Origin of the sequence: Parvibaculum sp., assembly GCF_002684405.1 — a bacterium.
Taxonomy (GTDB): domain Bacteria; phylum Pseudomonadota; class Alphaproteobacteria; order Parvibaculales; family Parvibaculaceae; genus Parvibaculum.
Window position 1 is genome coordinate 1 of record NZ_NYVD01000113.1, and the last position, 6893, is coordinate 6893.

9 protein-coding genes are annotated in these 6893 nt (G+C 60.7%); 3 read left to right on the forward strand and 6 right to left on the reverse strand.

Annotation, left to right across the window (positions count from 1 at the left end; all coding sequences use genetic code 11):
• Window positions 1-214 (reverse strand): hypothetical protein (locus tag CMI59_RS10375; protein WP_293328153.1); only part of this gene is annotated, 214 nt, incomplete at its 3' end.
• A 37-nt stretch (window positions 215-251) separates the two neighbouring features.
• On the reverse strand, window positions 252-992 hold the full coding sequence (locus CMI59_RS10380; protein ID WP_293328155.1) for a Sir2 family NAD-dependent protein deacetylase: 741 nt from the start codon (window positions 990-992) through the stop codon (window positions 252-254).
• 218 nt (window positions 993-1210) lie between these two features.
• Here CMI59_RS10380 and CMI59_RS10385 point away from each other — a divergent pair, with 218 nt between their 5' ends.
• Together CMI59_RS10385 and CMI59_RS10390 are read left to right on the forward strand one after the other, a co-directional pair.
• The gene (locus tag CMI59_RS10385) at window positions 1211-1630 is read left to right on the forward strand and encodes a VOC family protein (RefSeq protein WP_293328157.1); all 420 of its coding nucleotides are present in this window, start codon (window positions 1211-1213) and stop codon (window positions 1628-1630) included.
• 56 nt (window positions 1631-1686) lie between these two features.
• A complete protein-coding gene (locus CMI59_RS10390; RefSeq protein WP_293328159.1) occupies window positions 1687-2409 on the forward strand; it encodes a glycosyltransferase family 25 protein in 723 nt (240 codons plus the stop codon).
• 60 nt (window positions 2410-2469) lie between these two features.
• On the opposite strand, the gene CMI59_RS10395 is transcribed toward CMI59_RS10390, so the two are convergent.
• The 3 genes from CMI59_RS10395 to CMI59_RS10405 form a co-directional block, all read right to left on the reverse strand.
• Window positions 2470-3288 carry a PAS domain-containing protein gene (locus CMI59_RS10395; protein WP_293328161.1) on the reverse strand — a complete coding sequence of 273 codons (819 nt, stop codon included), beginning with the start codon at window positions 3286-3288 and terminating at the stop codon, window positions 2470-2472.
• A 107-nt stretch (window positions 3289-3395) separates the two neighbouring features.
• Window positions 3396-4202, reverse strand: coding sequence for a PAS domain-containing protein (locus CMI59_RS10400; protein ID WP_293328163.1), 807 nt, complete (start codon window positions 4200-4202; stop codon window positions 3396-3398).
• A gap of 404 nt (window positions 4203-4606) precedes the next feature.
• A complete protein-coding gene (locus CMI59_RS10405; RefSeq protein WP_293328165.1) occupies window positions 4607-5506 on the reverse strand; it encodes an alpha/beta hydrolase in 900 nt (299 codons plus the stop codon).
• 204 nt (window positions 5507-5710) lie between these two features.
• Here CMI59_RS10405 and CMI59_RS10410 point away from each other — a divergent pair, with 204 nt between their 5' ends.
• Window positions 5711-6001, forward strand: coding sequence for a hypothetical protein (locus CMI59_RS10410; protein WP_293328167.1), 291 nt, complete (start codon window positions 5711-5713; stop codon window positions 5999-6001).
• Window positions 6002-6363: 362 nt separating this feature from the next.
• On the opposite strand, the gene CMI59_RS10415 is transcribed toward CMI59_RS10410, so the two are convergent.
• A partial coding sequence (locus CMI59_RS10415) for a hypothetical protein (protein WP_293328169.1) occupies window positions 6364-6893 on the reverse strand: 530 nt, incomplete at its 5' end.

The window sequence follows — 6893 nt, forward strand, 5'->3', positions numbered from 1 at the left end:
CCGCCGACAAGCCGAGAGGCAAAAAGCCGGGCGGTAAATCGTTCGGAAAACCAGGTGGGAAGCCGGGTGGAAAACCGGGCGGCTTCAAGGGCAAGACCGGCGGCGGCCCGTCCAAGGCCGCGAAGGCGAAATTCGGCAAATCGAATTTCAGCAAGGCGAAGTCACCGGGCAAAGCCGGCGCGAAAGGAAAGCCGAAAGGCAAATCGGCCGGCAAGCCATAATGCAGCGGGTCCGGCCCGGCCGGACCCCGCTCACATGTTCAGCATCGCAACCGGGCCGAGCGTGGGGCCGATCTCGTCATGGAGGACGAGATCCGCGATGTCGTCGAGCTCGGTCGGGTCGCGATTGAGGATCACGAGGCGCGCCCCGTTTCGCTTGGCGAGAATGGGAAAGCCCGCCGCCGGATAAACCTGCAGCGACGAGCCGATGGCGATGAAGAGATCGCAGAGCAGCGTCGCCTCATGCGCGCGCTCCATCTCCGCCTCCGGCATGGCCTGCCCGAATGAAATGGTGGCCGTCTTCACATAGCCGCCGCAGGAGGTGCAAAGCGGCGCCTCGCCCGTCTCCTCGAAGGCCGCCTTCAACGGCTCCAGCTCGTAGCGCGCGCCGCAATCCAGGCATTTGGCGTAGGTCGTATTGCCGTGCAGCTCGATCACCTTTTCGTCGGGCACACCGGAATCCTGATGCAGATTGTCGATATTCTGCGTGATGATGTGGCTGATGCGGCCCTCGTCCACCAGCTTGGCGAGCGCCATATGGCCCTTGTTCGGCATGGCCTTGGCAAAACTCTCATCCATGGCGAATTTCCGCCGCCAGGCCTCGCGCCGCATCTCGTCGGAGGAGATGAAATCGTCGAAATAGATCGGCGCCATCTTCGTCCAGATGCCGCCCGGCGAGCGGAAATCGGGAATGCCCGATTCCGTGCTGATGCCCGCCCCGGTAAAGGCGACGATACGGTGCGCCTCCTCGATGGCCCGTTTCAATTCGTTCATGAGCCCCGCTTCCTTTGACTTTCCTGCCTGAGCATGAATCATGCGGGCTTGAGTTTGAAATTTCAATGCAGGGCGCCCCGCCGCTCTCTCCCTGTCACCCCGGGCTTCGTCCCGGGGTCCAGGGCGACAGGCTGCGATATCTCGGCCCCTGGATCCCGGCCCACCTCTACATGCAAGGAGGGCCGGGATGACAGTTGAAGTAACCCGGGAGACGGAAAGTGAAATACCTGCACACCATGGTGCGCGTCAGCGACCTCGACGCCTCGCTCGATTTCTACGTCAACAAGCTGGGGCTTGAGAATATCGGCCGGTTCGACATCGAAGAAGGCCGCTTCTCGCTGGTGTTCCTCGCCGCGCCCGGACAGAAGGAAGCTCAAGTCGAACTGACCTGGAACTGGGACCCGGAAGAGCTGGACGAAGGCCGCAATTTCGGCCATCTCGCCTATCAGGTCGAGAACATCTACGAGACCTGTCAGAAGCTGCAGGATGCGGGCGTCACCATCAATCGTCCGCCCCGCGACGGCCGCATGGCCTTCGTGCGCTCACCCGACAATGTGTCGATCGAGCTGCTGCAGGAAGGCACCCCCCTGCCGCCGCAGGAGCCTTGGGCGTCAATGGAAAATACCGGCCACTGGTAGGTCGCGCTTGTATGGTGAGCGGGGTGATTTTATAAGCCCCCCCAAGGGGGAACCTTGTGAAAATCCATCTCATCAATCTCGATCGTGCATCGGACCGGCTGGAGGTCATGACGGAACGTCTAAAGGGGATTCCCTTCGAACGCTTTCCGGCCATCGACGGCAAGACACTCGACTATGAGGGCCTCCTCACCAGGAACGAGGCCGCTTGCGTCATGAGCCACCGCGTCCTCTGGCAGAGGCTGATCGACAGCGGCGACCCCTACGCCTGCATACTCGAGGATGACATCGAAATCCTCCCCCGGTTCTTCGACCTGGTTCAAAACACCGATTGGCTGCCATCGAAATTCGACTCGATCAAACTCGAAACCTTCTCGATGCCGACGCTGCTTCAGAAGCACCCGGTGATAAAGGTGAGAGATCGAGAGCTCAAACTTATTCGCTCCGCTCATTGGGGAACCGCAGCCTATATCATCAGCCGCGGCGGGGCGGAGCGTATGCTGGATGTTTCGAAAAACCTCGACCGTCCGACGGATTGGCTCCTTTACCGGGAGCCCCATGTCTATGGATGCTACGCCTATCAGGTGATACCGGCTCCTTGCCGGCAGGATGCCGGGCTTGTCGTGCCCGATCAGCTTTTGAACAGGTTCAACATCAAGCGCGTCAAACCCAAAGGCCTCAAGAAGCTCTCAAGGGAAATACGTCGCCCCTTTGGCGATCTTTGGCAATGGCTCCGGTCCCGACGCTGGAAGTCCGCCTACGAAACCATCGACTTCGGCTGACAACGGGAGGCCTCGGACCGACGCCCTCCGCACCGTCGCGCATCGCGCGAAACCGCGGGGTCACTCACGATTTTTGCGGAACATCAGGTCGATGATTTCCGCGCTCTCCTCAGGGCGCACCGGTTCGGCATTTTCATCCAGCTGATCCAGCAGATAGATCCACCCGACCGCGCCGGCGATATTGCCTTCACGGTCGTAAAACGGCGCCGCGTTGGAATGAAGGTTCAGCGCGCGCTCCGTCAGCTCGTTGCGGAGCACCAGCCGCTCGCCCATAACGGTCTCGCCCTTCAAGGCACGCTGGATGCCCTGCCGATGCGGCGCGCGAAGCGTGACGCCATCCGCCTCGTACAGCCCCATATTGCTCGCGCGGTCTTCGAGCCGGGACCGCTCCATCAGATCGCCAATGAACTTCCGGGCAAATCGGTTGACGTAGATTATCCCGCCCTGCGCATCGGCGACCACGATGCCGACGGAAATACCGTTGAGCGCCGTCATCATCAGCTGCCACATTTCTTCTTTTTCGGCTTCCGCCTGGCGCAGCTTGTAGAGATTGGCGAGTTGCTCGGTCACGTCGCGAATCCGCACGATCCAGAAGCCGTCGCCACGCCGCACATCCATCGTGCAGGCCGCATCGCCCATGGCGAGTTCGCTATTGGTCACCGCATCCCCGCTCTGCATGGCGGAGGAAACGAGATTGTAGAAGCGGAGAAGGCGGCCAGTGCAGATATCCGGCAGCGCACGGCCTTCCAGCGTTTCCAGCTCGGGCGCGATCAGATGTCGCGCGCGCTCGTTGCATGCCGCGATCTTTTGATCCGACGTCAGCACCAATGTCGCATGCTCCGCCGTCGCAAGCAGATCTTTGAGAATTTCGAATGACACCTTGACCAACCTGTTAAACGTCACCAACAGACCCCGCGCCCGGAACGAGCACGGCGATTTATGCCTTCACGAAAACGACCGTACACGAACGGTACAAACTCTCTTGCCTAGCCGGTCGCCATCGGCCGAACGATATCCGCCGGATCGTGCCCGGCCTCACCGATCCCCTTATCCTCCACATAGAACCAGCCGATGGCCCCCGCGATACGGCCCTCCCGGCCGTGGAACGGCGCAGCATTGGCATCCACCCGCAGCGATTGTTGCGTGATCGCGTTCCGGAGCACCAGGCGCTGATTGAGCACCGTTTCGCCGCGCAGCGCCCGGGGCAGCGGCCGAAGGCCGGACGCCAGCAGCGCCGTTCCGCCTTCGTCGAACAGACCGACCGCATGGCAGAAATTCTCAGGTTCCGCGCGCTCGACCAAATCTCCTACGAAGCGGCGCGCGAAGCGGTTCACATAAATCGGCTTCCCGCCGGGATCCATCGCAACGACGGCAACGGCAATATTGTTGAACGCCGTCAGCATCATCGCCCGGATCTCGTCCTTTTCGGCCTCCGCGTCCCGCATACGATAGAGATTGGAAAGCGGCTTCGTCTCATCGCGAATGCGAACGACCCAATGGGCCTCGCCCCGGCTTACCGTGAGCTTGCAGGCCGCCACGCCGAAAACGACATCGCATTCCGTCACCGGCGCGTCGCTTTTCATGGCCGCCTCGACAAGACGGCAAATACGGGCAAGAGGGCCCCGGCCAATTTCGGCAAGACCCAGCCCGGTCAATTCGCCGCGCACCGGCGCGAGCAGCCCCCGCGCATTTTCATTGGAAGCGACAATCCTGCCATCCAGCGACAGCAACAGCGTGGCATCCGTCGCGGTTGCCAGCAGATCCTCAAGAACCGTATCCGACACGTCAGTCATCCATCGTCCGTTTTCCCGATTATCAGGACCCGGACGCAAAGATTGCCGCAGCCACTTACCGATTGATTAAAATGATCCGGAACTTGTTAACCATGATTTGGCACATGCAAATTGAAATAAAGATTCCACCAGAATTTACATCCGGTCGATTTGCATAAATCAAAAAATGATGGACACATTTTCAAATTAAAAATGGCGTGGAGCGGGATATGCGCGCCCCGTCATCCGGCGCGCTATGCTTAATCCGCCCCGGGCCGAACAGTAAAAAAATTTCAGTAAAATCACACGAACGGTCCGTCCCCCGATGAAGTGACGGCGGGCAGACGGCCCTTTCGAGACGGAAGGAATCGACGACGGACGGGGCCCACTCGGCCCCAACCCGGCAGTGTCGCCCTCGCCCGCCGCTAGCCCAGTCTGCGGCGCGCGAAAGCCACGATATGGGCAATCGCCTCGCGCGCTTCCGGCAGCATGTCGGCATTGAGCTGCCAGACATGCCAGACCTTGGGCCAGACCTCGATCGTGGTCTCCACGCCCGCCTTTTGCAGCGCATCGGCCATCAGGGTGCTGTCGTCGCGCAGCATCTCCTTCTCGCCGACCTGGATGAAGGTCGGCGCCAGACCGGCCAGATCGCCGAAGAGCGGCGAGAGGAACGGATCCTTCTCATCGCCGCCCGGGCAATAGACCGCCTCCAGGCTGTCCATCATCTCGGCCACGAACAGCGCGTCGGACTCGGCATTTTCGTGCCGCGACGCGCCGCTGCCGGTCATGTCCGTCGCGGGCGAGAGGCAGACAAGGCCGGCGGGCTGCGGCAGCCCCTCCGCCTTGAGGCGCAATGCCAGCGTCAGGGTGAGATTGCCACCCGCGCTGTCGCCGCCGACCAGAATGGCCGAGGGCGCGATGCCCATGTCGAGAAGGCCCATATAGGCCGCCACGCAATCGTCGAGCCCGGCGGGATATTTATGCTCCGGCGCGAGGCGGTAATCGATCGCATAGACGGGAATGCCGATATCCCTGGCAAGCCGCCGGGTGAGCGGGCGATGGGTGAGCGGCGAGCCGCCGACGAAGCCGCCGCCATGAATATAGAGAAAGGCCGCCTCCTGACGCGGCTCAGGCGCCGTGAGCTTCTCCGCCGGCACACCTCCCAGCAAGAGCGGTTCGGCCGTGATGTCCTTCGGCAGTTTGGAGACGCGTGGTTCCATCTGCTTCATGATCGGCCGCAGAAGCTGAACGTCCGGGTTCTTTTTGAATTTCCCCTTCACCTGCCAGCGAAGCAGGAGCTCGATCAGCGGGCGCTGGATGCTCATGGACGTTTCTCCCCTCTCGAAATGCAGTGGCGGGCATTATCGAGATGCGGAGGCCCGAGGGCCACCCCTATTTCGTAAGGGAATGTCGGGAAAAGACGGAGCGAGACCAAGTTACTGCCACGCAGGGTTTACCTCCGGTTAGATTCGACTTGCCATTCTCACATGTCCACCGAGCGTGAAAAGCCGTCAAGGGAGGTATACGGTATGAATCAGCCAGCGTATGAGCTAGCAGTCAGCGTTGCCGCCGCCCTTGCTGTAACGCTCTTTTGCTGTGTTTTCGACATTCTTGATAAGCGGACAAATGATGAAGTCCGGATGCCGTTTATAGCCGTTCTTGCAAGCGCACTTTGTATCGGATCAAGCATCTTCTACCTTTTGGACGGCTGGCATGCATCTGCCTATAACCGGCATGATGCCTGGGCATGGGCTGTGCTTGTCTTCGGTTTTGCTTTTCCGGAATTTATATTGCAGCGGTGTTCATTCGATGGCGGATAGCGCCTGAGACAATCGGGCTGAAGATACGAAAAACTTTTGGCCCGACAATACTCGTTCCGTGGACGGACATTGAAAGTATCCAGCCCTTCGTCATGAGCACCCTAAGGGTTGAAACAACCTCAATGGGCCGTTTGTATCTCGATGCGGCATGTCGAGGTATTGAAGCGTTTCTCTCGATCGCAAAAGAAAATGGCGTTGTTCTCCCACCCGAAACAAGCAGGGTCGTTCACATCTACCGGAGGCGGTCTCTGCTCCGCAAATAAGTCGCCGCACTCTCCACGACGCCTCATGAACTAGTGGACAGCACCGCGAAACCAGCCACCGACGGCGATCCAGCCGACGCTTCTTTCGCTCTCGGACTATCACTCGCCGACGACCAGCGCCGTCTTCGCCACGCCCGTATTGCCGTTGGCCGGGTCATAGGCATAGACGACAAGCTCGTAGCGGCCCGGCCTGGGCGTCGCCATGTCGCCTGCGAACAGACTGGTCTCGCCCGCATAGGAGAGTGCCGCACTGTCCACCTTCTTGCCGTCCTTGTAGAGAAGCCCGGTCACCTCATAGCCATCGGCATCCCAGAGACCGCCGGGGGTGATGGGACAGCCGCACATCATGGTCACCTTCGCCTTCAGCGCGATGGATTTTCCTGACGATGAGGCGACGATGGGCGTTTGCGGCGACTGAAGCTCCACGACGAAACCTGGCAGTTCCAGCACCCAGCCATCGCCGCCGGTGAGGTCGCGGCCCGGCACGACCCATTGCGTGGCCGTTACCTCATGCGCGGAGGCCGGATGGCCGAGCGGGCCATAGGCTTCCGCCCGGATGAGGCGCGGTGTGTCGAGATCGAGCGTCGCGGCGAATTTCGCTGCGCTATCGTCTGCCATCGGCGCGCGGC

Excerpts from the sequence above, each read along its gene's own strand:
- CMI59_RS10400 (WP_293328163.1), bottom strand. The coding sequence starts at position 4,202 with ATGACTGACGTGTCGGATACGGTTCTTGAGGATCTGCTGGCAACCGCG.
- CMI59_RS10405 (WP_293328165.1), bottom strand. The coding sequence starts at position 5,506 with ATGAGCATCCAGCGCCCGCTGATCGAGCTCCTGCTTCGCTGGCAGGTG.
- CMI59_RS10410 (WP_293328167.1), top strand. The coding sequence starts at position 5,711 with ATGAATCAGCCAGCGTATGAGCTAGCAGTCAGCGTTGCCGCCGCCCTT.
- CMI59_RS10380 (WP_293328155.1), bottom strand. The coding sequence starts at position 992 with ATGAACGAATTGAAACGGGCCATCGAGGAGGCGCACCGTATCGTCGCC.